25 protein-coding genes, 1 tRNA gene and 1 pseudogene are annotated in these 25,812 nt (G+C 72.5%); 10 read left to right on the forward strand and 17 right to left on the reverse strand.

Features of this window, described 5'->3' with window-relative positions:
- Positions 1-7: 7 nt before the first annotated feature.
- Positions 8-514: a YbaK/EbsC family protein gene (locus tag AC07DO_RS19000; protein WP_479060983.1), complete on the forward strand. Its 507-nt coding sequence runs from the start codon at positions 8-10 to the stop codon at positions 512-514.
- Positions 511-1,362, forward strand: coding sequence for a DMT family transporter (locus AC07DO_RS19005; protein WP_479060985.1), 852 nt, complete (start codon positions 511-513; stop codon positions 1,360-1,362). Before AC07DO_RS19000 ends, AC07DO_RS19005 begins: the two co-directional genes overlap by 4 nt.
- Before the next feature lie 221 nt (positions 1,363-1,583).
- On the opposite strand, the gene AC07DO_RS19010 is transcribed toward AC07DO_RS19005, so the two are convergent.
- Positions 1,584-2,264, reverse strand: a complete 681-nt coding sequence (locus tag AC07DO_RS19010) for a permease prefix domain 1-containing protein (RefSeq protein ID WP_479060986.1) — start codon at positions 2,262-2,264, stop codon at positions 1,584-1,586.
- Entirely contained in the window at positions 2,261-2,629 is a 369-nt protein-coding gene (locus tag AC07DO_RS19015; protein WP_479060987.1) for a PadR family transcriptional regulator, read from the reverse strand. The genes AC07DO_RS19010 and AC07DO_RS19015 overlap by 4 nt, the downstream gene beginning before the upstream one ends.
- Before the next feature lie 111 nt (positions 2,630-2,740).
- On the opposite strand from AC07DO_RS19015, the pseudogene AC07DO_RS19020 reads away from it, so the two are divergent.
- From AC07DO_RS19020 to AC07DO_RS19030, 3 genes and pseudogenes are all read left to right on the forward strand, one after another.
- Positions 2,741-3,127 (forward strand): annotated as a pseudogene (locus AC07DO_RS19020) (hypothetical protein); the annotation flags it as partial.
- 75 nt (positions 3,128-3,202) lie between these two features.
- Complete coding sequence (locus tag AC07DO_RS19025) at positions 3,203-3,601, forward strand: hypothetical protein (RefSeq protein WP_479061594.1); 399 nt, start codon at positions 3,203-3,205, stop codon at positions 3,599-3,601.
- A complete protein-coding gene (locus AC07DO_RS19030) occupies positions 3,598-3,906 on the forward strand; it encodes a hypothetical protein (protein WP_479060989.1) in 309 nt (102 codons plus the stop codon). The genes AC07DO_RS19025 and AC07DO_RS19030 overlap by 4 nt, the downstream gene beginning before the upstream one ends.
- 428 nt (positions 3,907-4,334) lie before the next feature.
- Here the strand turns inward: AC07DO_RS19030 and AC07DO_RS19035 are convergent, their stop codons facing one another.
- From AC07DO_RS19035 to AC07DO_RS19050, 4 genes are read right to left on the reverse strand one after another with little or no spacing between them, the layout of a single operon-like run.
- On the reverse strand, positions 4,335-5,606 hold the full coding sequence (locus AC07DO_RS19035) for a serine hydrolase domain-containing protein (protein ID WP_479060991.1): 1,272 nt from the start codon (positions 5,604-5,606) through the stop codon (positions 4,335-4,337).
- 56 nt (positions 5,607-5,662) lie between these two features.
- Positions 5,663-6,463, reverse strand: a complete 801-nt coding sequence (locus AC07DO_RS19040) for an energy-coupling factor ABC transporter ATP-binding protein (RefSeq protein ID WP_479060992.1) — start codon at positions 6,461-6,463, stop codon at positions 5,663-5,665.
- Positions 6,439-7,200 (reverse strand): cobalt ECF transporter T component CbiQ, encoded by a 762-nt coding sequence (gene cbiQ, locus AC07DO_RS19045; protein ID WP_479060993.1) that lies wholly within the window; start codon positions 7,198-7,200, stop codon positions 6,439-6,441. The genes AC07DO_RS19040 and cbiQ overlap by 25 nt, the downstream gene beginning before the upstream one ends.
- Position 7,201: 1 nt before the next feature.
- A complete protein-coding gene (locus tag AC07DO_RS19050; RefSeq protein ID WP_479060994.1) occupies positions 7,202-8,275 on the reverse strand; it encodes an energy-coupling factor ABC transporter permease in 1,074 nt (357 codons plus the stop codon).
- A gap of 251 nt (positions 8,276-8,526) precedes the next feature.
- Here AC07DO_RS19050 and AC07DO_RS19055 point away from each other — a divergent pair, with 251 nt between their 5' ends.
- A complete protein-coding gene (locus tag AC07DO_RS19055) occupies positions 8,527-8,871 on the forward strand; it encodes an SsgA family sporulation/cell division regulator (protein WP_479060995.1) in 345 nt (114 codons plus the stop codon).
- A gap of 39 nt (positions 8,872-8,910) precedes the next feature.
- On the opposite strand, the gene AC07DO_RS19060 is transcribed toward AC07DO_RS19055, so the two are convergent.
- Together AC07DO_RS19060 and AC07DO_RS19065 are read right to left on the reverse strand one after the other, a co-directional pair.
- Complete coding sequence (locus AC07DO_RS19060) at positions 8,911-11,142, reverse strand: MMPL family transporter (RefSeq protein ID WP_479060996.1); 2,232 nt, start codon at positions 11,140-11,142, stop codon at positions 8,911-8,913.
- A 98-nt stretch (positions 11,143-11,240) separates the two neighbouring features.
- Positions 11,241-11,831 (reverse strand): TetR/AcrR family transcriptional regulator, encoded by a 591-nt coding sequence (locus AC07DO_RS19065; RefSeq protein WP_479061596.1) that lies wholly within the window; start codon positions 11,829-11,831, stop codon positions 11,241-11,243.
- A gap of 246 nt (positions 11,832-12,077) precedes the next feature.
- Here AC07DO_RS19065 and AC07DO_RS19070 point away from each other — a divergent pair, with 246 nt between their 5' ends.
- Together AC07DO_RS19070 and AC07DO_RS19075 are read left to right on the forward strand one after the other, a co-directional pair.
- On the forward strand, positions 12,078-15,365 hold the full coding sequence (locus tag AC07DO_RS19070) for a S41 family peptidase (protein ID WP_479060998.1): 3,288 nt from the start codon (positions 12,078-12,080) through the stop codon (positions 15,363-15,365).
- 124 nt (positions 15,366-15,489) lie between these two features.
- The gene (locus AC07DO_RS19075) at positions 15,490-15,696 is read left to right on the forward strand and encodes a hypothetical protein (protein WP_479061000.1); all 207 of its coding nucleotides are present in this window, start codon (positions 15,490-15,492) and stop codon (positions 15,694-15,696) included.
- Positions 15,697-15,763: 67 nt separating this feature from the next.
- On the opposite strand, the gene AC07DO_RS19080 is transcribed toward AC07DO_RS19075, so the two are convergent.
- From AC07DO_RS19080 to AC07DO_RS19090, 3 genes are read right to left on the reverse strand one after another with little or no spacing between them, the layout of a single operon-like run.
- Positions 15,764-16,642, reverse strand: coding sequence for an SDR family oxidoreductase (locus AC07DO_RS19080; protein ID WP_479061002.1), 879 nt, complete (start codon positions 16,640-16,642; stop codon positions 15,764-15,766).
- Entirely contained in the window at positions 16,639-17,568 is a 930-nt protein-coding gene (locus AC07DO_RS19085) for an alpha/beta fold hydrolase (protein ID WP_479061003.1), read from the reverse strand. The genes AC07DO_RS19080 and AC07DO_RS19085 overlap by 4 nt, the downstream gene beginning before the upstream one ends.
- Complete coding sequence (locus AC07DO_RS19090; protein ID WP_479061004.1) at positions 17,565-19,091, reverse strand: flavin-containing monooxygenase; 1,527 nt, start codon at positions 19,089-19,091, stop codon at positions 17,565-17,567. The genes AC07DO_RS19085 and AC07DO_RS19090 overlap by 4 nt, the downstream gene beginning before the upstream one ends.
- 246 nt (positions 19,092-19,337) lie before the next feature.
- On the opposite strand from AC07DO_RS19090, the gene AC07DO_RS19095 reads away from it, so the two are divergent.
- Positions 19,338-20,003, forward strand: coding sequence for a MerR family transcriptional regulator (locus tag AC07DO_RS19095; RefSeq protein ID WP_479061598.1), 666 nt, complete (start codon positions 19,338-19,340; stop codon positions 20,001-20,003).
- Here AC07DO_RS19095 and AC07DO_RS19100 read toward each other — a convergent pair.
- Complete coding sequence (locus AC07DO_RS19100; protein WP_479061005.1) at positions 19,951-20,988, reverse strand: DUF6528 family protein; 1,038 nt, start codon at positions 20,986-20,988, stop codon at positions 19,951-19,953. The two genes, AC07DO_RS19095 and AC07DO_RS19100, sit on opposite strands and share 53 nt — an antisense overlap.
- Positions 20,989-21,214: 226 nt before the next feature.
- A complete protein-coding gene (locus AC07DO_RS19105) occupies positions 21,215-22,006 on the reverse strand; it encodes an exodeoxyribonuclease III (protein ID WP_479061006.1) in 792 nt (263 codons plus the stop codon).
- Between the two features lie 92 nt (positions 22,007-22,098).
- Here AC07DO_RS19105 and AC07DO_RS19110 point away from each other — a divergent pair, with 92 nt between their 5' ends.
- A complete protein-coding gene (locus tag AC07DO_RS19110; protein WP_479061007.1) occupies positions 22,099-22,650 on the forward strand; it encodes a GNAT family N-acetyltransferase in 552 nt (183 codons plus the stop codon).
- Here the strand turns inward: AC07DO_RS19110 and AC07DO_RS19115 are convergent.
- The 4 genes from AC07DO_RS19115 to sepX form a co-directional block, all read right to left on the reverse strand.
- Complete coding sequence (locus tag AC07DO_RS19115; protein ID WP_479061008.1) at positions 22,640-23,851, reverse strand: HAMP domain-containing sensor histidine kinase; 1,212 nt, start codon at positions 23,849-23,851, stop codon at positions 22,640-22,642. The two genes, AC07DO_RS19110 and AC07DO_RS19115, sit on opposite strands and share 11 nt — an antisense overlap.
- Positions 23,852-23,867: 16 nt before the next feature.
- Positions 23,868-24,320, reverse strand: coding sequence for a hypothetical protein (locus AC07DO_RS19120; protein ID WP_479061009.1), 453 nt, complete (start codon positions 24,318-24,320; stop codon positions 23,868-23,870).
- An 83-nt stretch (positions 24,321-24,403) separates the two neighbouring features.
- Positions 24,404-24,477: transfer RNA gene (locus AC07DO_RS19125), tRNA-Ala, on the reverse strand.
- Between the two features lie 86 nt (positions 24,478-24,563).
- Entirely contained in the window at positions 24,564-25,790 is a 1,227-nt protein-coding gene (sepX, locus tag AC07DO_RS19130) for a divisome protein SepX/GlpR (protein ID WP_479061010.1), read from the reverse strand.
- Between the last annotated feature and the right edge of the window lie 22 nt (positions 25,791-25,812).

Below are 25,812 nucleotides of genomic sequence, written 5' to 3' on the forward strand. Positions count from 1 at the left end.
GCCGGGCATGAGCGCTACAGCACCCGAAGCATCCGACGCCCACCCCCGTTTCGCCGAGGCCCTCCGTCAGCTGGGCCTCGGCGATCTGCTTCCCCGGGTCCGCCGCTTCCCGGAGCAGACGCGCACCGCGCAGGAGGCGGCCGCGGCGATCGGCTGCGAGCTGAGCCAGATCTGCAAGTCCCTGATCTTCGCCGCGGACGGCGTCCCGGTCCTCGTCCTGATGGACGGCGCGTCACGGGTGGACCTGGACCTCGTACGCCGGGAGCTGGGCGCGGAGAAGGTGACCCGGGCGAAGGCGGACGTCGTCCGCGAGACGACCGGGTACGCGATCGGCGGCGTTCCGCCCTTCGGCCACGCCACACGGACCCGCGTCCTGGCCGACCGGTCCCTCCTCGCCCACGACGAGGTGTGGGCGGCGGCCGGCACGCCCTACGCGGTCTTCCCGATGGCCCCCAAGGAGCTGATCGCCCACGCGGGCGGCACGCTGGTGGACGTGCGCGAGACGGCCGCGTGACCCCGCTGGTCGCGGCGGCCGTCCTGCTCGCCGCCGTCACGCACGCGTGCTGGAACGCGATAGCCCACCACATCACCGACAAGCTGGTCGGCTTCACGCTCATATCCGGCGGCGGCACGCTGATCGGCCTGCTCCTGTCCCCCTTCGTCCCGATCCCGGACGCGGCCGCCTGGCCCTACCTGGTCCTCTCCGCCGCCATCCACGTCGGCTACTACGCGCTGCTCATGAAGTCGTTCAAGCTCGGCGACTTCGGCCAGGCCTACCCGATCGCGCGCGGCACGGCACCGCTCGTCGTCACCGTCCTCGCGGCGGTCTTCGCGGGCGAGGTCCCGGACGGCTGGCAGGCGGCGGGCGTCGCGGTCTCGTGCGCGGGCCTGACGGGCCTCGCCCTGTGGGGCATCCGGGGCTCGGGCCGCCGCCCCGACTGGGCGGCGATCGGCGCGGCACTCGCGACGGGCGTCTCGATCGCGGCGTACACGGTGGTGGACGGCCTGGGCGTACGGGCCTCCGGCTCCTCCATGGGCTACATCGCGTGGCTGATGATCCTGGAGGGCATCGCGGTCCCGCTCTACGCGGCGTACCGCTGGCGCACCGAACTGATCCCGCGCCTCCGCCCGTTCGCCCTGGTCGGCCTCGCGGGCGCGGCCCTCTCGGTCTCCGCGTACGGCCTGGTCCTGTGGGCCCAGACGCGAGCGGACCTGGCCCCGATCTCCGCGCTGCGGGAGTCCTCGATCATCGTGGGCGCGGCGATAGGCGCGATCTTCTTCAAGGAACGGTTCGGGGCGCCGCGGCTGGTGGCGGCGGGGTTGATGGTGGCGGGGATCGGGTTGATGTTGCACGCGGGGTAGTTCCGGCGGCGGTTGGCGGTGGGGGGTTGCCGTCTGCCCCGTCCGATCGGGGGGACGGTGACGCGCCGACGACTCACCCTGCTGCGCCCGCATAGCCGCCCACACCCTCAAGGATCCCGAGATCCCGAGATCCCGATAAGGCTCCCGGCCCGAAGGATCCGGGCACCCTCGTGGTGCGTGCGCCGGCGCCGCGGTAGGACCCGGCGCCCTTTCTGAGCCGCTCAGTCCAGCGCGAATCGCAGGGCGGGCAGGGTCGCGCAGCGGCGGCAGGCCCGGGCCGAGGTCGCCACGATCGCGTGGGCGGCGGCGGCGAGGGCTCCGGCGGCGGCGAGCAGGGGCCAGTTCGTGGCCAGGGCCGCGGCGGTGGCGAGGGCGAGGGTCGCGACGGCCATCGCGGCGCTCGCGGTGGTGCCGGCCCAGGCGACCACGAGGGGCAGCCGGTCCGGGGTGGGCAGCCGGCGGGCGAGGGTGCCGGTCGCGGCCAGTGTCGCCGCGGCGAGCAGCGCGGCGAGGGTCGCGACGAACGCCAGGTGGACTGCCAGGAGTTGTGCGAGTTGTGCCGCGTGCGGCAGTTGCCAGGCCGGCGCCGGGGCGCTGCCCGCCGTACGCGCGAGGTACCAGCAGGCGACCAGGAACGGCGCGGTGAGCGCGACCGTGCGTGCGGTGTGACGAGCCTGGACGACGGTCAGTTCGCGCTGACAGCCGGGGACGAGTTCGTCGACGGTACCGAACTCGCGTACCGCCAGACGCGCCGCCTCCGCCTCGTCCATTCCCGCGTCGGCGTACGCGGCCGCCGTGTCCACCAGACCGTCGTGCATCTCCTCGATGAGGCGGGACTTGGCGCGCATCGGGCCGCGCAGGGCCGCCGTCAGTGCGGCGACGTGGTCGTCGATGGGGCTCATGTGGCGAGTCCGGGCTGTGTACCGGGGTGTGCGCCGGGCTGGGTGCCGGGGTTCAGGACCGCGCCGATCGCCGCGGTGAACTCGCTCCACGCGGCCCGCTCCCCGGCGAGCGTCGCGCGTCCCGCGTCCGTCAGTTCGTACGCCCTGCGGCGACGCTCGCCCGCCGCCGACTCCCAGCTGCTGCTCAGCAGGCCGAGGCGCTCCAGGCGGTTCAGCGCCGGGTAGATCGTGCCCGTACGCAACTCCAGCGCGCCGCCGCTTCGGCGCTGCACCGAGGTGATGATCGCGTACCCGTGCAGCGGGCCCGGCTCCAGTACGGCCAGCAGCAGCCCGTCGAGGTGCCCTCGCACCGCATCCGCCTTCATGAGTAGGCAGCCTACACAAGGGATGGGTTGGCGGTGTATGTATTGGCAGCCAACGTATTAGTTCCGAGTTCCGGTGCGTGGGCGCCGTCCCGCGCCCCTGGAGGTTCCGCCATGACCAAGTTCCTGCTGTCCGTGCACGTCCTCGCGGCGATCCTCGCCGTCGGGTCGATCACCGTCGCGGCGTCGATGTTCCCGCGGTATGCACTGCGGGCCCTGGGCGCGGCCGGTGCCGGTGCCGGTGCCGGTGACAGGGGGCCGGCCGACGACCGCGCCCCCGGAATCGCCGCGCTCCTGCACCGCGTCTGCCGCGCCTACGCGGTCGCCGGCCTCGCCGTCCCCGTCTTCGGCATCGCCACGGCCGTCCAGCTCGGCGTCCTCACCGACGCGTGGCTGATCGCCTCGCTGCTCCTGACGGGGATCGCGGCGGGGTTGCTTGCGTTGGTGATTCTGCCGGGGCAGCGGGGGCTGCTGGACATGGCGGGTCTGGCTGGCCCGGCTGGCCTCGCCGGTCCGGCCGGTCCGGCTGGTCCGGCTGGTCCGGCTGGTCCGGCTGGTCCGGCTGGTCCGGTTGACCTGGCTGGTCCGGCTGGTCCGGCTGGCCCGGTTGACCTGGCTGGTCCGGCTGATCCGGCTGGCCCGGTTGACCTGGCTGGTCCGGCTGATCCGGCTGGCCCGGCTGCGGTTGGCCCGGCTGATCCGGCTGGCCCGGCTGCGGTTGGCCCGGCTGATCCGGCTGATCCGGCTGATCCGGCTGGCCCGGCTGCGGTTGGCCCGGTTGGCTCGGCCGGTCCGGCTCACCCGGCTGGCCCGGCTGGCCCGGCTGCGGTTGCCCCGGTTGGCTCGGTCGGCCCGGTCGAAGGCGCGCGGCGCGCAGCGTCCCGCCTCGCCATGCTGACCGGCGTCTTCAACCTCCTCTGGGCGACGGTCACCGTCCTGATGATCGTCCGCCCCGGCTCCACGACGGGGGCGTGATCGCCGTGCGTACGCTCCGCATCGCGGCGTTCGTGGAGGCCGCGTCCCTGGCCCTCCTCCTCGCCAACCTGTTCACGGTTCATGCCCGTCTGCTCTCGGGGCTGCTCGGTCCGTTGCACGGCACGGCGTACCTGGTGGTCATCGCGTCCACGTGGATGCTGACGCCCGCGTCGACTCCGGGTGCGCGATGGCGGGCGCTCGTCCCGGGTGTCGGGGGGCTGCTGGTCCTGCGCGGAGTCGAGGCGCGGGCGGATGTCTCCGATCGCTCCGCGTGGGGCGCCGACGAGCGACGGAGCCGGAGCTGAAGGCTGGCCACGACGGCGCAACGCTGCGGGACGCGGAGATTGCCGGCGAGGACGGTCGGGCGGGCGGTGCGTCGACGGCTGACCCGTGGGGCCTGAACGATGGCCTGGCCTGGGGGCTGTCCAGACCGCTGTTGAGGGCGGGTGGGTGGGGAGCTGGCGGGAACGCGCCAAGGGGGCGGGGCGAGAGGTGCGGACGCGGCCCCTGCGCGCAGCGGGGCGTCAGGGCAGACCCTGGGAGCCCCCCGGGGCCAGGACGGGCGCCGGCGCTGATGTCGGGGCGGGCGGGTGGGGAGCTGGCGGGAACGCGCCAGTGGGGCGGCGCCGGAGGCTCAGACGCGGCCCCCGCGCGCAGGGGGACATCAGGTCAGACCGTGGCAGCAGGGCACGGCGCGCGAACCTGGGCCCCCGCAGGGCCGTGGCCCCACCCGTTACAGAGACTCCCGCAGCGCCCGCACCAACGCCTGCGCCCGCGGGTCCGCCGTCACGCCCTTGTTCATGCCGTTGGTGACGTAGCCGAAGGCCACGCCCGACTCCGGGTCGGCGAAACCGAGGGCGCCGCCGCGGCCCGGGTGGCCGAACGAGCCGGGGCCGAGGAGCGGGGACGCCGCCCCGTGGAGCATGTAGCCGAGGCCGAAGCGGGTGTTGACGACCAGGACGCGGTCGGGGCCCGCCGACGCCTCCGTCCGCGCCAGCTCCGCCGTGGCGGGAGCGAACAGGCGCCGCCCGCCCTCCACATCGCCGATCAGCCCCGCGTAGAAGCGGGCCAGCGCGTCCGCCGTCGCGACACCGTTGGACGCGGGCAGCGCCGCCGCCCGGTACGCGGAGTCGTTCTCGTCCGGCGAGGGATCGATCGCCCCGAACGCCCGACGGGTCAGCGACTCCGCGTCCGCGTACGCCTCCGCCACGTTCCGCTTGGGCCGCATCCGGAGCCCGCCCGGCCCCGCCGGAGCCTCGATGCGGCCCAGGCGCCCGGCCCGGTCCACCTCCGCTTCCGGCAACCCGAGCCACAGGTCGAGCCCGAGCGGCCGCGCGATCTCGTCCGCGATCCACTCCCCGACGGGCCTGCCCGTCACGCGCCGCACGAGTTCACCGACGAGCCAGCTGTACGTCTGCGCGTGGTAGCCGTGGTCCTCGCCGGGCTCCCAGAAGGGGGCCTGCGCCGCGACCACCGCGGCGCCGAGGTCCGGGTCGAGCGCCTCGGCGGGCGTCAGCGGACGGTCCAGGGCGGGGACACCGGCGCGGTGCGCGAGGACGTGACGTACGAGAACGCGCTCCTTGCCGCGCGCCTTGAACTCCGGCCAGTACGAGCCGACCGGCGCGTCCAGGTCCAGTTCGCCCCGCTGGTGCAGGAGGAGTACCGCGGCCGCCGCCACGCCCTTCGTCGCCGAGCGCACGATCTGAGCCGTACCCCGCTCCCAAGGAGCATCCCCGGAGGAGGCGGGGCCACCGGAGGAGGCGGGGCCACCGGAGGAGGCGGGGCCACCGGAGGAGGCGGGGCCACCGGACGACGAGGGGTCCCCGTCGATGTCCTTCATGCCGCCCCACAGGTCCACCACCCGGCGCCCGTCCCGGTACACGGTCACCGCCGCGCCCCGCTCCCCGCGCTCACCGAAGTTGCGTACGAACGCGTCCCGCACCGGCTCGTATCCGGCAGCCACGGTGCCGTGCACCCGCGCCCGCACCCCACCCCTGACGCTCATGACACCTGCGACATCGCTCATAACAAGGCCAACAGCACCCAAGCGCCGTCGATTCCCTAGCCTCCAACCCGCACTGTCTTCGGATCGAAGCCGAAAGGCAGTTCCAGGCGGTGGGCTCCCATCAGATCCCCGTCGGAGAGCAGCTCGCCCGTCGGGCCGTCCGCCGCGATGACGCCGTCACTGAGGATCAGGGCGCGCGGGCACAGCTCCAGGGCGTACGGCAGGTCGTGCGTGACCATCAGGACCGTCACGTCCAGCGACCGCAGGATGTCGGCGAGTTCGCGGCGCGACGCCGGGTCGAGGTTCGAGGACGGCTCGTCCAGGACGAGGATCTCCGGCTCCATCGCGAGCACCGTCGCGACCGCCACCCTGCGCCGCTGCCCGAAGGAGAGGTGGTGCGGCGGGCGGTCCGCGAACTCCGCCATGCCCACCTGCCCCAGCGCCTTGTGCACCCGCGCCTCGAGCTCGGGCCCCCGCAGCCCGCCCGCCGCGGGTCCAAAGGCCACGTCCTCGCGCACGGTCGGCATGAACAGCTGGTCGTCCGGGTCCTGGAAGACGATGCCGACCCTTCGCCTGATCTCCGCCATGTGCGTCTTGCCGACGGGCAGCCCGGCCACGGTGACCGTGCCCGCGCCGCCGGTCAGGATGCCGTTGAGGTGCAGGACGAGGGTCGTCTTGCCCGCGCCGTTCGGCCCGAGCAGGGCGACGCGCTCGCCGCGCCCGACGGTGAAGTCGACGCCGAAGAGGGCCTGGTGCCCGTCCGGATAGGCGAAGGCGAGGCCCGAGACCTCAAGAGATGCGGTGGCCGCATCGATCACATCGGTCGCATCAGTCACAGCGTCCATCCCAACAGGCATACGACGAGAGCGGTCAGGGGCAGAGTCAGCGCGTACGTCCACTGGGCGCGGGAGGCCGTGATGTCGTCGATGACCGGCATCGACCCGGCATACCCCCGGCTGACCATCGCCAGGTGCACCCGCTCCCCCCTCTCGTACGAGCGGATGAAGAGCGCGCCCGCCGATTTGGCGAGGACGCCCCACTGCCGCACGCCCCGCGCCGCGAAGCCGCGCGACTCCCGCGCGATCTTCATGCGGCGCATCTCGTCGGTGATCACGTCGCCGTACCGGATCATGAACGAGGCGATCTGGACGAGCAGTGGCGGCAGCTTGAGCCGCTGGAGCCCGAGCAGGAGCTCGCGCAGCTCCGTGGTGGCGGCGAGCAGCACCGAAGCGGCGACGCCCAGCGTCCCCTTGGCCAGGACGTTCCAGGCGCCCCAGAGTCCGTTGACGCTCAGGGAGAGCCCGAGGACGTCGACGCGCTCGCCCTGGGCGACGAACGGCAGCAGCACGGCGAACGCCACGAACGGGATCTCGATCAGGAGCCGCTTCAGCACGAACCCGGCGGGGACGCGGGCGGCGTACGTGACCACGCCCAGCAGCACCGCGTACAGACCGAAGGCCCACATCGCCTCGCGCGGCGTGGAGACCACGACGATCACGAAGCAGAGGACCGCCGCGAGCTTGGTGTGCGGGGGCAGCGCGTGCACCGGTGAGTGGCCCCGCCGGTAGAGCCGGTGGGCGTGGCCCGCGCCCATGTCAGACCTTCTCGGAGGTGACGTCCTCGGGCACGGCGGCCGGTGAGGTGTCGTTCGTACGGCGGCGGCGCAGACCCCAGAAGACCGCCGAGCCCGCGACGACCGTGACGCCGACGCCGATCACGCCCGCGAGGCCACCGGAGAGGCGGGCGTCGGTGATGTCCTTGACGCCGTAGTCGGCGAGCGGGGAGTCCGCGGCGGCGTGCTCCTCGGCCTTCTTGTCGATGCCCTTGTCGTGGGCGACCTTCTCCAGACCGTCGGGGTCGGCGGAGGCGTAGAAGCTGACGAAGCCCGCGAGGACGAGGGAGGCGACGATGCCCGCGATCCACACCGTGCGGGTGGACCGGGGGGAGCGGGCAGCGGCGGGCACGGGTTCGGCGGCGGGCGCGTCCACCAGTTCCCCGGCGACGCGCAGCTTGAGCGGCCGCGTGAGACCCCGGGCTCCGTACACGAGGTCGGGCCGCACGGCGACGACCGCGCCGACGGTGAGGGCGGTGATGGCGGCCTCGCCGATGCCGATGAGGACGTGGACGCCGACCATCGCGGTGGCGACCTTGCCGATGGAGACGTCGGTCGTGCCGCCGAGGGCGTAGATGAAGGTGAAGGCGACCGCGGCGGCGGGCACGGACAGGAGCGCGGCCGCGAAGGAGGCCACCGTGATCGAGCGGCGGCCGCGGGGCAGCACCTTCACCAGGCCGCGGAAGACGAGGTAGGCGACGACGGTCGTGACGATCGCCATGTCGGAGATGTTCACGCCGAGCGCGGTCAGACCGCCGTCCGCGAAGAGCACGCCCTGCATGAGCAGGACGACGGAGACGCAGAGGACCCCGGTGAAGGGCCCGACGAGGATCGCCGCGAGCGCCCCTCCGAGGAGGTGGCCGCTGGTGCCCGCCGCGACGGGGAAGTTCAGCATCTGCACGGCGAAGATGAAGGCCGCGACGAGGCCGGCGAGCGGCGCGGTGCGCTCGTCGAGCTCGCGCCGGGCGCCCTTGAGGCTGACGGCGACGGCACCTGCCGCGACGACCCCGGCGGCCGCCGAGACCGGGACGTTGATGAACCCGTCGGGGACATGCATGCGCGCGCTCCTGGGCAGGGGCCCTGGACAGGGCGGACGGCTCGTGAACCGTTCAATGATAGTGCTCTGTTGCAAACGGCTTGCAAGAGCGCGTCGGTCCCGATTCGACTACGCCGACCGCCGGTGCCCTGCCGATGCCCGCCGATGCCCTGTCGATGCCCTGTCGATGCCCTGTCGATGTCATCCGCGGCGAAGTTCGGGACATATGGGACATTGGTGAGGAAGTGTCCGTAAGGATGAGGAGTTCAGCGATGTCCGCAGTCGAGCAGTACGCACGCGCCCACCTCGTCACGGACTCCTCCGAGGGCCACCGCGCCGTCCCCGTCATCCTCCACTACGACGGGGAGGCTGACCCGCACGCGGTGCGGATCGGCCTCCCCGGCTCCCCTCATCGGGTCTTCTCCCGGCAGCTCCTGGAACGCGGGCTCCGGGCGCCCGTGACCTCCGGCAATGTCCACGTATGGCCGTGCGGGCGGGTCCAGACGGTCGTGGAGTTCCACGAGGCGGACGGGGTAACGGTCGTGCAGTTCGACGCGTCGGCACTGATCCGCTTCCTGCGCCGCACCCACGTGGCCGCCACCCCGATCACCCACTGAGCCGTACGCGGCCCAGATGGCTCAGACAACTCAGACGGCTCAGACGCGTTCCAGTTCCCGGTCGCCGTCGGCGCCCTTCTCCGCCACCGTGCGCAGGCCCTCTCCCTCGACGTCGACGTTCGGCAGCGCGCGGTCCAGCCACTTGGGCAGCCACCACGCCTTCTTGCCGAGCAGCGCGAGGACCGCGGGCACCAGCGCCATGCGGACCACGAAGGCGTCGAAGAAGACCGCGATGGCCAGGCCGAAGCCGATCATCTTCACCATCTGCTCGGACGAGCCGATGAAGCCGGCGAAGACCGCGATCATGATGACGGCCGCCGCGGAGACCACCCGGGCCCCGTGCCGGAACCCGGTCACGATCGCCTGGCCGGGCCGCTCCCCGTGGACGTACGCCTCCCGCATGCGGGTCACGAGGAAGACCTCGTAGTCCATCGCGAGGCCGAAGACGACGCCCACCATGAAGATCGGCATCATCGACATGATCGGTCCGGTCTGCTCCACGCCGAAGAGCGAGCCGAGCCAGCCCCACTGGAAGACCGCGACGACCGCGCCGAGGGCCGCGAGCACCGAGAGCAGGAAGCCGAGGGCCGCCTTGAGCGGGACCAGGATCGAGCGGAAGACGATGATCAGGAGCAGGAACGCGAGGCCCACGACCAGTGCCAGATAGGGCAGCAGGGCGTCGTTGAGCTTCTGCGAGACGTCGATGTTCATGGCCGTGGTGCCGGTGACCATGATGTCGGCGCCCGAGTCGGACTTGATCTGCGCGCCGGTGTCGCGGATCGAGTGGACCAGGTCCTCGGTCTCGATGCCGCTGGGCTTGGAGGACGGGACGACGCTGATGATCGCGGTGTCCTTGTCCTTGTTGAGCATCGGCGGGGCGACGGTCAGGACGTCGTCGAGCTTGGAGATCGTCTTGGTGATCTCCCCGGCCGCGGCCTTCGGGTCGTCGGCGCCCTTGAGGTCACCGACGACCATCAGCGGGCCGTTGAAGCCGGGCCCGAAGCCCTCCGAGACCAGGTCGTACGCCTTGCGCTGGGTCGTGGACGTCGGCTGCGCACCGTCGTCCGGCAGGCCGAGCTCCAGCTGCGAGACCGGGATGGCCGCGGCGCCGAGGCCCACGATGCCGACGAGCAGCACGGCGACGGGACGGCGGACCACGAAGCGCGCCCAGCGGGTGCCCATGTTCTGCTTCGGCTCACCGGCCTCGCCTCCGTCGGCGGCCTTCTTCCTGCCGCCGCCGAACAGCTTGCTCTTCTCGCCCGCGGGCAGGACCCGCTTGCCCGCGTACCCGAGCAGCGCAGGGATGAGGGTGAGCGCGATGAGGACGGCGATGACGACCGTGCCGGCCGCGGCGAAGCCCATCTTGGTGAGCATCGGGATGTTGACGACGGCGAGGCCGACCAGCGCGATGACCACGGTGAGTCCGGCGAAGACGACCGCGGAACCCGCGGTGCCGACGGCCCGTCCCGCCGCATCCTCGCGGTCGCGTCCTTCGGCGAGTTCGCCGCGGTAGCGCGAGACGATGAAGAGGGCGTAGTCGATGCCGACCGCGAGGCCGATCATCATGGCGAGCGTCGACGTGGTGGTGCCGAGGTCGAGCGCGTTGGCGAGCGCGGTGATCGAGGAGACGCCGATGCCCACGCCGATCAGCGCGGTGATCAGCGGCAGTCCGGCCGCGATGAGCGAGCCGAAGGTGATGACGAGGACGACCGCCGCGATCGCGATGCCGATGATCTCGGTGGAACCGGTCTCGGGCATGGCCTGCAGCGCGTCGCCGCCGACCTCGACCGTGAGCCCCGCGTCCCGCGCGTCGTCGGTGGTCTTCTCCAGCGCGTCGCGGTCGTCGTCGGTCAGCTCCATCGAAGTGACCTTGTACGAGACGGAGGCGTACGCCGTGGAGCCGTCCTTGCTGACCGTCTTGGAGACGAAGGGGCTGTCCGCGCGGGCCACCTGGTCCGAGCCCGCCTTGACGGCGGCGACGGTCTTCTCGATCTCGGCCTTGTTGGCCTTGTCGGTGACCTTCTCGCCGTCCGGTGCCTTGAAGACGACGCGGGCGCTGGCTCCGTCGGCGCTGGCTTCGGGGGCCCGCTTCTCCAGCAGGTCGAAGGCCTTCTGGGCCTCGGTGCCAGGTATGGAGAAGCTGCTGGACGCGGCGGTGGGCGCGGACGCGGCGCCGACCCCGGCGAGCGTCAGGAGCGCCACCCATATGAGGGCGACGAAATGGCGTCGCCGGAAGGCGAGTTTGCCGAGTTTGTAGAGGAAAGTGGCCACGGAGGCGTACTCCCGGTCAGGTCGTGTGGTCCGGATTGGGCAGGGGAGATCAGCCCGACGACGTGAGCGGTGCGCGTCAGGAACAGGGGGCGGTCGGGTCAGATGCCGAGGGCGGGGAGGATCACGGCATCGATGTACGAGGCGAGGAACTCGCGGTCGACCGGGCGGTCCTCGATGAGGTCCCGGGCGACGAAACCGCCGACCATCATGTGGACGACGTACTCCAGCGCCGGATTGTCCGCGGCGACCTCGCCACGCTCCACGGCTCTGCGCAGCAGGTCGTTCAGGCCGGTGAGCTCCGGCTCGATGAGCAGGTTCCGCAGCGCCTGGTGGAGTTCCGGGTTGTCGTGGATGGCATGGAACAGGCCCCGCATCAGCGCGGCGTCCTTCTCCATCTGACAGTCGTCCGAGCGGGACACCATCTCGTCCAGGTCGCCGCGCAGCGACCCGGTGTCGATGTCCGCGAGGGACGCCGGCTTGTTGTGCCGCAGCGCCTTGGCGATCAGCTCCGGCTTGCTCCCCCACTGGCGGTAGAGGGTCGCCTTGCTGGACCGGGTGCGGGCGGCGACGGCGTCCATGGTGAGGGCGTCGTAGCCGACCTCGCGGAGCAGGTCGAGCACGGCCTCGTACAGCTCGGCCTCGCGCTCGGGCGTGATCCTGGTGCGCCGTGTTGTCGCGGTCTCCGCCACGATCGTCACCTCCTGCTCATCACTCGGTACTCGTCTCACGGAGCTCGTCTCATGGAGCTCGCCTCACGGAACTCGTCACGCGGAACGAAACGGTTTCGTACGCCACGACTGTACGCTCCCCGCCGAGCGAAACGAAACCGTTTCGTACGTGTGCTACGTCACCCGATCCGTCGACCCCCCGTTCACCCCGCCATTTCACCCCCGGCACGAGTTGCCGCCGCCTGCCGAGCGGAAAAGCATGGTGAGGTGACCGACGAGCGCGACGACCTCCAGGACGACCACGCCTACCTGCGTTTTCCGCACCTCAGCGGCGATCGCCTCTGCTTCGCGGCCGAGGACGACCTGTGGGTGGCACCCCTCACCCCCGAGGGCTCACCCGCCGACCGGGCCTGGCGGCTCACCGTCGACCGTACGAAGGTGAGCCACCCCCGCTTCTCGCCGGACGGCCGCCACATCGCGTACACGACCTGGCGCAGCCTCGACCCGGAGATCCACCTCGCACCCGTGGACGGCGGGCCCGCACGCCGCCTGACGTACTGGGGCAGCACCGACACCCGGGTCTGCGGCTGGTCCCCCGACGGCGACATCCTCGCCGTCTCCTCGCACGGCCAGCCGTTCTCGTACTTCTGCTGGGCCTACTGCGTCCCCACCGACGGCTCGCCCGGCGGCAAGCTGCCCTGGGGCCCGGTCTGGGACATCGCGATCACCGACGAGCTCGCCGACGGCGACGGGGACCGCAAGACCCTGCTCCTGACGGGCAAGCCGCCGCACGAACCCGCCGCCTGGAAGCGGTACCGGGGCGGCGCGACCGGCCGCCTGTGGGTGCACGGCGAGCAGATCCTCGCCGACCTCGACGGGCACCTCGACTCCCCCATGTTCGTCGCGGGACGCATCGCGTTCCTCTCCGACCACGAGGGCGTCGGCAACCTCTACTCCTGCCTGCCCGACGGCTCCGACCTGCGCCGCCACACCGACCACGACACGTTCTACGCCCGCCACGCGTCCAGCGACGGCACCCGTGTCGTCTACCAGTGCGCGGGCGACGTCTGGCTGGTCGACACTCTCGCGGCGGACTCCGTGCCCCGCAGGCTCGACGTGCGGCTCGGCGGACCGCGCGCCGGACGGCGGATCTACCAGGTGCCCGCCGCCCAGCACGTCGACGCGCTCTCCGTGGACACGACGGGCCGGGCCAGCGCCGTCGTCGTCCGCGGCTCCCTCTACTGGCTCACCCACCGCGACGGCCCCGCCCGCACCATCACCGACACCCCCGGCGTGCGCGTCCGGCTGCCCGAGATGCTCGGCACGGGCGGACAGGTCGCCTACGTCACCGACGCCGACGGCGAGGACGCCGTCGAGATCGCCTATCTGCCCAGGGCCAGCGGCGCCCGCGAGCCCCGCAGGCTGGCGGGCGGGCAGCTCGGCCGCGTCCAGGAACTGGTGGCCGACCGCGACGGCGAGCGCCTCGCCATCGCGTCCAACGACGGCCGCCTGCTCCTTCTCGACGTCACGGAGGAGTCCGACGGCGAGGTCACCGAGCTGATCCGCTCCATCAACGGGCCCGTCCGCGACCTGGCCTTCTCGCCCGACGGCTGCTGGCTGACCTGGTCGCACCCGGGCATCGGCCGGTCTCTGCGCCAGATCAAGCTGGCCCGTATCGCGGGCCCCGGCATGCGCGCGATCGTCGACGTCACCAACGGCCGCTTCGAGGACGAGAACCCCGTCTTCACCCGCGACGGCCGCTACCTCGCCTTCCTCTCCTGGCGCGGCTTCGACCCGGTCTACGACGTGCACACCGGCGACCTGTCCTTCCCGCTCGGCTGCCGCCCCTACCTCGTACCGCTGTCGTCGGCGACCCCGTCCCCGTTCGCGCTGCTGCCCGACGGGCGGCCCGCGGCGGGCGGCCTGGACCCGGCCGAGGGCAGCGGGGGCGACGGCACCACCACCGTGGAGATCGAGGGCCTGGAGTCGCGCGTCACACCGTTCCCCGTCGCCGCGTCGAAGTACTCGGCGCTGCACCCCGTCAGCGGCGGCGGCCTGGTCTGGCTGCGCTGGCCGATCTCGGGCGCGCTCGGCGAGACCTTCGTGAACCCCGCCGACATGTCGGGCCGCCCCACCCTCGAGTACTTCAACATCACCAAGGCCAAGAAGTCCCAGCTCGTCGACCACCTCGACTGGTTCGCGCTCAGCGGCGACGGCTCACGGCTCGTGGTCGTCGACGAGGGCGACCTGAGCGCCGTGCCCTCCACCGAGGTCGGCGACGGCGACACCACCGTCTGGATCGACCTGCGCCGCATCCTGCACGAGGTCGACCCGGCCGCCGAGTGGCGCCAGGCCTACGAAGAGGCGGGCCGGATCATCCGCGCCTACTTCTGGGACCCCGAGATGTCCGGCATCGACTGGGACGGCGTGCTCGCGCAGTACCGGCCGCTGGTCGAACGGGTCGCGTCCCCCGACGAGTTCGCGGACCTGCTCCGCGAGGTCCTCGGCGAACTGGGCACCTCCCACGCGTACGTCTCCCCCGCCCGCCGCAACGAAGGCCCGCCCCACTACCAGCGCGCCATGGGCCTCCTCGGCGCCAACCTCGTGCGCAGGGACGACGGCTGGATGGTCAAGCGGATCCTGCCCGGCGACTCCTCCGACTCCAAGGCCCGCTCGCCGCTGGCCGGCGCGGGCATCAGGGAGGGCGCGGTCCTCACGCACATCGACGGCCGCCCGGTCGACCCGGTGACCGGCCCCTACCCCCTCCTCTCGGCGGCGGGCGGCACCACGGTCGAGCTGACCTTCGAGCCGGAGGGCGAGGGCCGGGCCCGCCGGGTCGCGATCGTCCCCCTCATCAACGAACGCCCCCTGCGCTACCAGGACTGGGTGGCCAAACGCCGTGGCGTCGTCCGGGAGTTGAGCGGCGGCAATTGCGGCTACCTGCACATCCCCGACATGGGCGGCTCGGGCTGGGCCCAGTTCAACCGGGACCTGCGCCTTGAGGTGTCGCGGCCCGCCCTGATCGTGGACGTGCGCGGCAACGCGGGCGGCCACATCAGCGAACTCGTCATCGAGAAGCTGACGCGGAAGATCCTCGGCTGGGACCTGACGCGCAACGCCCAGCCGGTGTCGTACACCTCGAACGCGCCCCGGGGGCCCGTGGTGGCGCTCGCCGACGAGGCGACCTCCTCCGACGGCGACATGATCACGGCTGCCTTCAAGCTGCTCGGGCTCGGGCCCGTCGTGGGGCAGCGCACCTGGGGCGGCGTGGTCGGCATGACCGGGCGGCACGCGCTCGGCGACGGCACGGTGATCACGGTGCCGATGAACGCGGGCTGGTTCGACGCGTACGGCTGGGGCGTGGAGAACCACGGCGTCAGCCCCGACCTCGACATCCTGCGCACCCCTCTGGACTGGGCGGAGGGACGGCACGCGCAGCTCGACGACGCGGTGCAGCTCGCGCTTGACCTCCTGGAGCGGAATCCGGCGGCCGCGCCCCCGGACCACTCGGACGTGCCGGACCGCCGCCGCCCACCGCTGCCACCCCGGCCGTGAAGGTTCCGGGCTCGCCGTGAAGCCCCGTATGCAGGGCCTCACATGATCGAAATGCGCGAAATGTCCGACCGTGTAAATCTGGTCGAGGCCCCATCCCCCTCACCCAGAACCGGGAGTGAAACGCATGGGCATCAAGGACCAGTTCCAGGACAAGGCTCAGGACCTCGCCAACAAGGCCAAGGACTCCATGGGCGACAAGAGCGACGAGGCGCGCGACCGCGCCTCGCAGGCCCAGGACGAGGCGAGCGAGCGGTCCTCGCAGGCTCCGGACCAGGCCCGTGAGGCCGCGCAGGAGCAGCGGGACAAGTTCGACCAGGACTACGACGCCTGACGCCTGGCTCGTGCGAGGAGGCCCCCGGGACGCCGGGGGCCTCTGCCGTTTCCGCGCACCCGGGGGATCAACTCACCGCGCGCGCCTGCTCGTCCGCCGAGCCGCCCGCCCCGACGAGCCCCGTCGACACGCTGCCGAGCCGCGGCTCGAACCGCTTCATCTCGCGCTGGCCGACCGACCCGATGACCGCGGGCAGATAGCCGCGGATGCCCTGCATGCCCCGCAGCCACCACTGCGCGTACACATGGCTGGAGCGGCGCTCTATGCCCGCCACTATCCGGTCCACCGCGGGACCCAGCGGATACGTCTTGTTCGACGGCCACGGCAGCCGCTGCCGCAACTCCCGCATCACGTCGTCCTGGTCGGCGCCCCGCACCATGTCCGTGTCGGTCCACGACAGATAGCCGACGCCGACCTTGACGCCCTTGTAGCCGACCTCGGCCCGCAGCGCGTGCGCGTACGCCTCCACGCCCGACTTCGACGCGCAGTACGCCGTCATCATCGGCGCCGGGGTGATCGCGGCAAGCGAGGCGATCTGCAGCAGATAGCCGCGGCTCTCCATGAGGACGGGCAGGAAGGCCCGGCCGGTCACCGCGCTGCCGATGAGGTTGACCTCGATGACGCGGCGCCACGCGTCCGGGTCGGACTCCACGAACGGGCCGCCGCTGGCGACGCCCGCGTTGGCGACGACGATGTCGACCTTGCCGAAGTGCCGCTTGACCTCCTGGGCGACCTGCGCCATCGCCGCGTGGTCGGTGACGTCCGCGTGCCAGTGCGCGGACTCGGTGTGCAGCCGCTCCGACACCTGCTTCAGCTCGTCGGGCTCCAGGCCGACGAGTGCGACCTTCGCGCCGCGCGCCGACAGCTTGCGCGCGAGCAGTTCACCGACTCCGCGCGCCGCACCCGTGACGACCGCGACCTGTCCTTCGAGGCTGACCCTGCTCATGCGCCCTCCTTGACCTGTACGTACGTTCCGACGAGCTCCCTGATCCGTCCCGTGACGGCCTCGGGTGCCTCGATGGGTGTCATGTGTCCGATCCCGGCGAGCTCGGTGAGCCCCAGGCACTCCGGCAGGGCGGCCGCGATGCGCCGCGCGTGCACCACGGGCGTGAGGCGGTCGGACGTGCCGGCGACGACGGCCGTGGGCACCTTCAACCCGCCCACTTCCACGTCCAGTTGCAGCGCGTCCAGCACGCTCGACCAGCCGTGGCGCACGTCCCGGGGGCAGGCGTGCACGATGCGCGCGCAGGCCTCGACCTTCTCGGGCGCGGCGCCGGGGCCCATCGTCGCGTACTTGAGGATCCGCTTGGCCACGGGCGTGACGGGCCCGAGCGGGGCGCGCGAGCCGAGCACCGACCGCGTGATCCTGGTCCGCGCCCGCCCGGCCCGCAGCAGCGGCACGACCAGCGACTCCGCGACCAGCGCCGAACTCCCCGTGCTGCACAGCAGGACGGCGGCGGCGTGCTCCCGCACCCCGGCGCGGCCGCCCGCGGCCATGATCGTCATGCCGCCCATGGAGTGCCCCACGAGCACGGCCTTCTCGCCCGGCGCGAGCGTCTCGGCGAGCACCGCCTCGAGGTCGTCGGCGAGCGCCCGCGTGCTGTACCCGTCGGCGGCCGCGGGAGCCACACTGCGCCCGTGCCCCCGCTGGTCGTAGGCGATGACGCGGTGGTCGGCACGGAGGTCGCGTATCTGTGCCGCCCAGAAGGCCGTCGAGCAGGTCCACCCGTGGGCGAGCACCACGGCGGGCGCCGACTCGGGGCCGTGCACCTCGACGTGGATCCGGGCTCCGTCGGCGGAGACGGCGGTGACTTCGCGGGCGGCGGCGGGCGGGGCGTAGGCGCCGCTCGTCACATGGGTCAGTCGGCTCATGCCCCGGCCTCGACCTTCTTCGCCTCGCGGTCGCCCGCCGCCGCCTGCGGCTTCGGGGGCCGCACCACCTCGTACTCGGAGAGGTCGACCCGCCGCGTCGCCGCCCTGAACTCGGTGGTCGTGCCGGGCCAGACCGTCGTGTTGACGCCGTTCTCGTCGAGGTACCAGCTGTTGCAGCCGCCGGTGTTCCACACGGTCCGCTTCATGCGCTCCTGCACCCGGTGGTTCCAGGCGCTCACGGAGTCGGGCCGGGCGGCGAGGGCGGCGCGGCCCCCGAGGACGTCGAGCTGGCGCAGGTAGTCGGCCATGTAGTTCAGCTGCGACTCGATCATCAGGATCATGGAGGAGTTCCCGAGCCCGGTGTTCGGGCCGATGATCGTCATCCAGTTGGGGAAGCCGGCCGCGGTCGCGCCGCGCAGCGCGTTCATGCCGCCCTTCCAGCTCTCCATGAGGGTCTGGCCCTCGTCGCCCACCACGCGCTCGGCGATCGGCATGTCCGTGACGTGGAACCCGGTGCCGAAGATGATCGCGTCGACCTCGGTCTCCGTGCCGTCCGCGGCGACGACGGTGTTGCCGCGCACCTCGCTCAGACCGCTGGCGACGACGTCGACATTGGGCTTCGCGAGCGCCGGGTAGTACGTGTTGGAGAGCAGGATGCGCTTGCAGCCGATGCGGTACGTCGGGGTCAGCTTGGCCCGCAGCGCCGGGTCCTTGATGGCCCGGTACATGTTCCGCTTGGCGATCTGCTCGACCATGCCGAGCTCGTTGGGCCGCTTGGTGAACGCCTGGACCTGCAGCTCCCTGATGCCCCACAGGAGGCCGCGCCTGGCCTGCGTGGTGAAGGGCAGCTGCTTGTGCAGCCAGCGCTCGGCGCCGGTGATGGCGCGGTCGGCGCGCGGCATGACCCACGGGGGCGTGCGCTGGAAGAGGGTGAGCCTGCCGACCCGCTTCTGGATCTCGGGCACGATCTGGATGGCGGAGGCGCCGGTGCCGATCATGGCGACGCGCTTGCCGCCGAGGTCGTAGTCGTGGTCCCAGCGGGCCGAGTGGAAGACCTTGCCGGGGAAGGTGTCGATGCCGGCGATGTCCGGGGTCTTGGGGTCGGAGAGCGGCCCGGTGGCGGAGACGACGACGTCGGCGCTGTAGGTGCCGTTGCTGGTCTCGATCACCCAGCGGAGCCGGTCGGCGTCCCAGGTCATCAGCTTGACCTCGGTGTCGAGGCGCAGGTGCGGGCGGAGCCGGAAGGTGACGGCGACGTGCTCCAGGTACTCCTGGATGTGCTCCTGGCCGGAGAAGGTGCGCGGCCAGTCCGGGTTGGGCGCGAAGGAGAACGAGTACAGGTGCGAGGGCACGTCGCAGGCGCAGCCCGGGTAGCTGTTGTCGCGCCAGGTGCCGCCCACCGCGCCGGCGCGCTCCAGGACGACGAAGTCGGTGATGCCCTCGCGGCGCAGCCGCACGGCGGCACCGAGGCCGCCGAAGCCGGATCCGATCACCGCCACCCGTACGTGCTCGTGCTCTGTCATTCCGCCGCCTCCCGGAAGTACTGAACCCTGCCAGTGTCTACTGGCGCAATTGGGAGAGTAAGGCAGTCGCGTACTGATGGGTAGGGGTCCGGCGGGGGAAAGTTACCGTCGGTATCGCCGCAGCGGGGGTCCCGAGGGCCCGGCTAGGCTGCCCGCGTGGCAGACCAACGAGAAGGCGGAGCCGGGCACGGACCCTCCGGCGGCGGGGGCGGGGGCACGCCGAACGGCGGCGTACGCGAGTTCCGCATGGAGGCGCTGGCCGCGGAGGCCGGCATCACCGTGCGCACCGTGCGCTTCTACCGCGAGCGCGGACTGATCCCGCCGCCCCGCCGCGAGGGCCGTATCGCCTGGTACGACGAGCACCACCTGGCCAGACTCCGCACGATCGCCGCCCTCCTTGAGCGCGGCCACACCCTGAACGGGATCGCCGAGCTGGCCGACGCCTTCGAGAAGGGCCGCGATGTCGGCGAACTCCTGGGCCTCGGCGAGCCGACCGAGGAGCAGCCGGTCCGCCTCACGCCCGAGGAGCTCGCCGACCACTTCGCGGGCGAGGTCACCCCCGAGAACCTCGTCGCCGCCCTGGACCTCGGCTACCTGGGCACGGACGGCGACGAGCTCGTCCACATCAGCCGCCGCCTGCTCGACGCGTCGTCCACCCTGGTGCGCAAGGGAGTTCCGCTGGCCGCGGTCCTGGAGGCGGGCCAACGCGTGCGCGAACACGCGGACGCGCTCGCGGAGTTGTTCATCACCGTCATGCGCACCCATACGCCGGACGCCGCCGACGTCGACATCGACCAGCTGCGTCCGCTCGCCAAGAGCGTGGTGGAGGCGGAGCTGTCGATGGCACTGGACCGCAGGCTCAGCGACCGCGCCCCGGAGGACGCCGGCGGCCCCGGTGGTCCAGCGGAATGAACCAGCGCGCCTTGTAGATGCCGCCGCCGACCAGCTTGTAGCTCGACTCGGGCCGGTGCACGCTCACCGTGGTCGTCCACCAGGTCTCTTCGAGCCCGCCCTCCGGGACGGTCGTCAGGACCTGCCCGGTCCGCGGGTCGTCGCCGACGGCCTTCACGGACTTGCGGGAGATCTCCGCGGCCCCTGGGAAGTCCCGCACGAAAGCGCGGGACTCGATCTCGTACTGGAAGACGGCGGCGTTGGTCGTCACCCACAGCCGTCCGGGCCGCCCCACCACGGGGTGGAGATCGTGGCCGCCGGGCGTCTTCCCCGGCGTCCCGACGGGCAGACCGATCGCGGAGGTCTGCCGCAGCTCGGGCCGGGCGGGCGTCCCGCACACGTCGTACGTCACCAGCTCGTCGTCGCCGAGCGCCCAGAGCACGTTCCGCGCGCCGTCCCAGTGCAGCCCGTGCGCGCCCTTGAGCCCGGCCTCCGCGTACCGCGTGGCCCGCGGCCCCTGCGACGCCGCGTACAGCCGCACCCGCGCGCCCGTGCTGCACGCGACGGCCACGTTGCCGTCGGGCAGCATCTCGGCGCTGTGCGGGTTGAACAGGTCGTCGCCGGGTCCGATCGCCGTACCCCAGTATCGCCTGCCGGTCGGGTACTCGACGACGGCCACGAACCCGAAGGACGCCGTGGTCAGGACGTAAGTACGCCGCCGGTGCAGCCGCGCCTTCGCCTCGCACGGGTAGACCCAGCTCACGTCGGGCAGCAGGTCCTCGTAGCGCGGGTCGCCGACCGGCGAGAACGCCCAGCGCACGACGGACGGGTCGGCGGCCGGGTCCCAGACGCGGCGCCGCGGGTCGAGCACGAGGAGGCGTCTGGACGCCTGCTCGGTCAGCAGAACGGGCGGCGTGCCGACGGCAATCCCGCGGTCGCCGCCCGTTCCGTACGCGCGGGTGGCGGGCAGCGCCGCCGCGATCCCGGCGCCGGCCGCGCCCAGCACGACGGCACGCCTGGAAGGCCTCGACGGGATCAAAGAACTCGAAGGACTCGAAGGACTCGAAGGCCTGGGTACGGTCGGCATGAAATCCCCCCGGCAGCGCGGCAGTTGGTCATGTACGCGACGCGTGTACGCGACCGAAATCTGCCATGCCGCCCGGCACCGGGACAGCCTTCTACCGGACTTTGTGCCCGTGTCCCACCGTCAGCCACCCACCTGGGGCAGTCCTCTACAGGTCGTAGACCACCGTCACCGGCGCGTGGTCGCTCCACCGCTCGCCGTGGCTCGCGGCGCGCTCCACGTACGCCTTCAGCGCGCGCTCGGCGAGCCCCGCCGTCGCGACCTGGTAGTCGATGCGCCAGCCCGTGTCGTTGTCGAAGGCGCGCCCGCGGTAGGACCACCACGAGTAGGGACCCTCGACGTTCGGGTGCTGCGCCCGCACGACGTCCTCGTACTCCGCGAAGACCTCGTCCATCCAGGCACGCTCCTCCGGCAGGAACCCGGAGTTCTTCTTGTTGCCCTTCCAGTTCTTGAGGTCGGCCTCCCGGTGGGCGATGTTCCAGTCGCCGCAGACCACGACGTGGCGCCCGTCGGCGGCGGCCCGCGCCTTGAGCTCCTTCAGGTAGGCGAGGAACTCGTCCATGAAGCGGACCTTCTCGTCCTGCCGCTCGGTGCCGACCTCGCCGGAGGGCAGGTACAGGCTGGCCACGGTGACGCCCGGCAGGTCCGCCTCGACGTACCGGCCGCTGCCGTCGAACTCCTGCGACCCGAAGCCGACCCGCACCCGGTCCGGCTCACGGCGCGTGTACAGCGAGACACCGGCGCGCCCCTTGGCGGCGGCGGGCGCGTGCACGACGTGCCAGCCCTCGGGGGCCCGCACCTCGTCGGGCAGCTGGTGCTCCTCGGCCCGCACCTCCTGGAGGCACACCACGTCGGCCGAGGTCCCGGCGAGCCACTCCACGAAGCCCTTCTTGGCGGCGGCGCGCAGCCCGTTCACATTCACGCTGGTCACAGTGAGCATCCCGGCACGATACCGGCCCAGACCGGCACACTGGTCCGGCACCACCGCCACCACACCCACCATCCGTCACGCATAGAAGTACGATGGAGCGCATGACTATCCAGACGAACGCCGCCGAAACCGCCTCCGGGATACAGCTGCGCACCGTCACGTTCGCGCACCCCGACGCGGTCCGGCTCAACGACCTCGTCCAGCTCGAATACGCCGAGCGCTACGGCGACGAGGGGGACATCACGCCCCTCGACCCGACCATGTTCGAGCCGCCACGCGGCCGCTATCTCATCGCGTACGACGCACACGGCACCGCACTGGCGACGGGCGGCTGGCGCGGCATGGACGAGAACGAGGAGAACTACCGGGACGGCGACGCCGAGCTGAAGCGGATGTACGTCACTCCGGAGGCCCGCGGCCTGGGCCTCGCCCGCCACATCCTCGCGGCGCTGGAGGCCGACGCCAAGGCGGCGGGCCGGGTCCGCATGGTCCTGGAAACGGGCACGAAGCAGCCCGAGGCGATCTCCCTCTACACCTCCAGCGGCTACGCCCCCGCCGCGGAGAAGTTCGGCCTCTACCGCTTCGACGACCTGAGCCGCTGCTACGAAAAGCTCCTGTCACCCCCGCTGCCCCGCCCCCGCCCTACCCCCTGACGGCCGACCGCAGATCGAGCACGGCCTCGGCCCCGCCCCCCGCCGGATTGCCGAACCGCAGCCCGGCTCCGAGCACCCGCGCCTGCCCCTGCGCGATCGTCAGCCCGAGCCCGAGGCCCACCCCCTTCTCCCCGCACCCGCTCCGGAACCGCTGCGGCCCGGCGGACAGCAGGGACTCCGGGAAGCCGCCTCCGGAGTCCCGCACCCGCACCACCCCGCCGTCGACCTCGACCGTCACCGGCGCCGCCCCGTGCCGCAGCGCGTTGCTGACGAGGTTGGCGACGATCCGCTCCACGCGCCGCGGATCCGTCACCACCTCCACGTCCCGCACGACGTCGACGGTCACGCCATCGGCACCCGCGGCCCCCGCCGCAGCCGACCTGCGCACCAGCGCTCCCAGCGCGCACGGCTCGGCCGCGACCTGCTCCCCCGCCCCGTCGAGCCGCGCCACCTCGATGACGTCGTCGACGAGCTCCCGCAGCCGCCCCGCCGACTCCCGCACGAGCTCGGAGGGGCGCCCCGGCGGCAGCAGCCCGGCCGCCGTCACCATGCCGGCCACCGGAGTGCGCAGTTCGTGCGCGATGTTCGCCGTCACCTCGCGCTCGGCCTGCAGCCGGGCGGCGAGCGCGTCGGCCATGGTGTTCACGGCCGACGCGAGCCGGGTGATCTCGTCCTTGCCGCGCAGCGGCAGCCGCGCCGTGAGGTCCCCCTCCGCGATGCGCTGCGCCGCCGCGGCCTTGGTCCTGAGCCGCCGCCCGAGCCAGGTGGCGACGAGCAACCCGGCGACACACGCGAGCGCGGTCCCGAAGCCGCCCGAGATCCACAGCACCCGGTCGAGGTCCCGTACGGTCTCCGCCTCCCTGTCATAGGGCCGCTTCAGCGCGACGACCTCCTTGCCGTACTTGCTCGCCGCCCACAGCTGCGGAACGCGCCCGGACCGGTCCAGATAGACACCCCACTGCCCGTTCTCCACGGCCCCGGCGAGCGGTCCCGGCAGGTCGACGGGGTCGATGAGCGTACGGTCCCCGTCGACCCCGGCCGCGTGGTCCTGCACGGCGGTCTGCAGCCGGTCCCCGATCTGGCTGCGCGCGCCCGCGTACTGCGCGTCGACGGTGCGATGGTGGACGAGCAGCCCCATCACGACGGACACCAGGGCGGCGGTGCCCGCGATGGCGACACCGATCTTGGTACGCAGTCCCATGCCGCTCCCCGCGCCCTCAGATGTCCGGGATCGACAGCCGGATCCCCTGGAACTGCACGTTCACCGCCGCCGCGGGAAGGTCCTCCGGCTTCTTCGGCTCGACGGTCGCCCGCCGGTAGTACGCCATGCGCTCCTGCTGCTCGAGCCCGCTGAGCGTCAGCGTCGCGTCATACGGATCGCCGGAGCACTTGGATCCGCACCAGGGCCCACCGAGCTTCCCGGTGGCCCGCGCGGTCGGTCCGCCCCAGTCCCGCCAGCTCAACTGCGAGACCACGACGTACTCGGTGAGCTGAGCCGACGTCGGCTGCTGCAACGCGACCCCGGCCGCGTCCGCGACGTACACGGGCCCCGCCACCCGCGAAGGACGCAACGCGGGCCCTTCCACGTGCAGCCCCCGGGGCTCGGCGGCACACCCGCCCGCCCCCAGCACGACAGCCAACGCGACGGAAACCCTCAAAGGGGACGACATGGATCAAATGTATCCGTAAGACCTGCGTGGACAACGCAAAGATCCCGTCCAGTTCGATGAACTGGACGGGATCTCATGTGCAGTGGACCTGTGGGGATTTGAACCCCAGACCCCCTCGATGCGAACGAGGTGCGCTACCAGACTGCGCCACAGGCCCTTGCAACGAGTGAAACTCTAGCATCCCGATCGGGGTACTTGGAAATCCGTTCCTGGCTGGTCAGCCCAGGGGGACCGCTCGGTCCCTCACTCGTTCGCCGCGCGCGGCCGACCGCCGTCCTCGTACTGGTCGAAGAGCGGTGTGCGGCCGCGCTCACGGGCCCGCCGCGCGGACGCAGCCCGGCGCTTGTCACTGCGGCCGCCGGCGGCGTCGGAGCCGTCGGCCCCGTCGATGTCGCCCGGCCCCGCGGCGGCGCGCTCCCGCGCGTCCCGCGCTTCGCGGTCGGCCGCGGGCTCGGCGGTCGGTTCCACCGTGCTGGAGCGCGCCGCGCTCCACGCGTCGGGTCCGCCCAGGTCGACGCTGCCGGTGGCGCGCGGGGCGACCGGCGCGGTCACGTACGTCGGCAGCGGGACCGGGACCGGGTCCCAGCTGTCGCCGCGGCCGGGGCCGCGCTGCCGCTCGCGCTGCTGGTCGACCCACTCGGCGTGGTCGGTCTGCTCGACGAGGGCGCGGCGGTCCGCGGCGAGCGCCGAGAGGCCGGTCTCCGTCTCGGGCGCCGAGCCCTCCTCCGCCGTCTCGTCGGCCGACGGCTCCACGGGCCTGCGCCGGGGCTGCCGCTCGCGCAGCCGCTGCGCCGCGACCTCGGCCCTGCGCCGGTCCATCGTGTACGTGAAGCGGCGCCGTTCCTGGCCGCGCAGGTAGACGATGTACCCGCTCAGGAGCACGGCGGGCACGGCGGGCGCCCACAGGAAGGCGAGCCCGCCGACCGCGGCGACGATCGTGCCGATGGTGAAGGCGAGGAAGAGGAGGACCGTCGTACGGCGGCGCCGGGCGAGCACCTTGGTGCGCCGGGCGCGCGCGGCGGCTTCGGCCGACGCGGCGCGCTGCGCGGGTGTCGCGCGGGACGGTGCACCGGTCGCGGGGGCCGGCGCGGATTCGCGTTCACGCATCCGCTTCCCCACGGGCTCCCGCTCGCGCACGGGTTCGCGCGCGCGTTCGGGTTCTCGCTCGGGCTCCCGCTCCCGTTCGGGCTCGCGCTCGGTCAGGGGCGCGACGAAGGACCGGACGTCCACCGAGCCGGTGATGCCGTCCGGGTCGTCGAGCGACTCCCCTTCCTCGGGCGAGCGCGCTTGCAGGTCCTTGGCGTATCGGCGCTCCATCCCCGCCCGTCCGGACAGCAGCCGGATGGCGGTGCTGAAGCGTTCCGTCGGACGGGCTTCGTTCAGCTCGTCCTGCCTACGGAGCCACATCGGCACCAAGTAGGCGGCCCAGGCCCCGACGATGACTGCGTAGATGAGGCCGCTGCTGCTCACGCTCACACGGTAGAGGGGTTTG

Source organism: Streptomyces sp. NPDC045678 (genome assembly GCF_056432085.1).